Source organism: Bartonella sp. CL435QHHD, from assembly GCF_042195095.1.
Taxonomy (GTDB): Bacteria; Pseudomonadota; Alphaproteobacteria; order Rhizobiales; family Rhizobiaceae; genus Bartonella.
Map to the genome: position 1 here is coordinate 1 of NZ_JBHINS010000086.1, position 1,846 is coordinate 1,846.

At 37.6% G+C, this 1,846-nt stretch carries 2 protein-coding genes and 1 pseudogene; all 3 read right to left on the reverse strand.

The window, feature by feature from the left end; all coding sequences use genetic code 11:
• A pseudogene (locus ACFILH_RS09335) lies at nt 1–81 on the reverse strand (exonuclease); the annotation flags it as partial.
• 1 nt (nt 82) lies between these two features.
• Nucleotides 83–922, reverse strand: a complete 840-nt coding sequence (locus tag ACFILH_RS09340) for a recombinase RecT (protein ID WP_375667722.1) — start codon at nt 920–922, stop codon at nt 83–85.
• Between the two features lie 442 nt (nt 923–1,364).
• Complete coding sequence (locus ACFILH_RS09345; RefSeq protein ID WP_375661115.1) at nt 1,365–1,796, reverse strand: hypothetical protein; 432 nt, start codon at nt 1,794–1,796, stop codon at nt 1,365–1,367.
• Between the last annotated feature and the right edge of the window lie 50 nt (nt 1,797–1,846).

A 1,846-nucleotide genomic window follows, 5' to 3' on the forward strand; every position in this document is an offset into this window, starting at 1 on the left:
TTTACTGAGTACGCTGTAAATGTTTGATGCGGTGACTTTACCCAAGCGCGCTTGAAACCATTCTGCTGTTCTTTGTTCCATCTCACACCGCCGTTCTTTGTTCTTGTGGTACATATTCTATATCTTGGACGTGAATATATTCGGCATCTTGTATAGGAACGTATGTTTTCTCTTGTGGTGGGAGAGATTGTAGAGCGCTTTCTCTTTGAATTCTTGGCTTGCTTTCTAATATTTTCAAAACGTCGTCTGCTGTTTCACAAGACATATCTGTTAGCTTTTCTACTTTTGCATAAGAGAGAAGCTTATTTTTATCCGATTCTGTTTGTTCGATTAATTCTTCGATTTTTATAAGCATATCTTGAGAAACCAATTGTTTTGGAATGCTATGGTTTGTTTCATTGATACGTTTTGCTTCATCTTCTTCATAAATACCGGAAAGCCCGAAAGCATAGCGAGCACATTGTATAGTGGCTTTATGGCGCAACATACGTGCTGGATATTTTTGCCATGCTTCACTTTTTTCTTGTTCGCATTCTTTGCGATATTCGGTGACTTCGATAGGGTCTTTAATCCCTTTGAGACGAATAGCACATTTGATAGCAATGATATTCCCATCTTCATTGAGTTGATCTTGAAAGGTCATGCCATCAAAGTCAGGATTTGATTTGATGATCTTTATCCAACCGTCGATAGAAACAACGGGTATGATGCCGCCGCCTTTTTTAGGGAGTGCATAGATTTCTTTTGTTAAAGGGTTAAGTCCATAAGTATTGGCAACAAAAAGAAAAACGGCAAATTCTGCATCAGTGATGACACTAGCATTTTTATATCCAATACAAGTTTTTATGATTGTTTCTCGAAATTCTTCAGCAGAAAATCCATATTTTCCTGCCATTTCTTTTAAAAAAGTGGAATTTGTCATCTTGATTTCCTACATTGCGTACAATTCACCCGTGGCGTGAATCACGCTGGTGTTAAAAGACTGGTTTTGGGGTGTTAGAGTTTTGTCTTTACAGGTTGTACAATCCGATCAATTGGAATGCGTTTTATATATGCACAATGATCAGAATATAGCGTCAACAAGAAAGATTCATCTGAATTGGGTGGTATCATTTCAAATCTAGTGCATGCAAACGGTCTGAATTCGTATGAAAATGCAAAGCATTGCGATCCTATGAGTTCCATTGGCACGATATTCTCTTCACTTAAGAAGGCATCTATTTTGTCTTTAGAGATTATGGTATCTACATAGGGCTCGCCCTTATCTCCAGAGATCGTTATACAAAGTTCACCTGGATTGTGGGTATTTCTCACAACTAACTGCGAACACAAAGTAGGTTTAATTTCATATCTATACATAATAATTATCTTCTCTCGCTCGTTGTGATAATACTGCCTCCACGAACCTCTGAATCTCCGTAAATGTGTGCGTTACCATACACTTCTGCATTGCAATGAACACTTGCATTTTCGTAAACATGTGCTTTTCCAAAAATACGACCACCATATATTTTTGCGTTATGATGAATTGTTGCATTTTCATAAATATTTGCAAAATAACAAACTTTTGAGTTATCAAATACCTTGGCATTGTTGTAAACTTTTGCACCGCTATAAACCATGGCATCATCATAAACCCAACAGTCTCCTTCATGACTTAAGTTGCTCTCACCTTCTATAAAGCCGCCTAGGTCACCTTTCTTGATTTTTCCGAAGCTTCTCAATGCACGAATGCGGTGAAGAGTTTTGCCCCCAACTTCGATTGTTTCATCAGTAAGTTCATATTTCTTTTCCATGATTACTATTTCTCACGTTCTACGATTACGGTGGAGCCACTAATTTTACA

Excerpts from the sequence above, each read along its gene's own strand:
- ACFILH_RS09340 (WP_375667722.1), bottom strand. The coding sequence starts at position 922 with ATGACAAATTCCACTTTTTTAAAAGAAATGGCAGGAAAATATGGATTT.
- ACFILH_RS09345 (WP_375661115.1), bottom strand. The coding sequence starts at position 1,796 with ATGGAAAAGAAATATGAACTTACTGATGAAACAATCGAAGTTGGGGGC.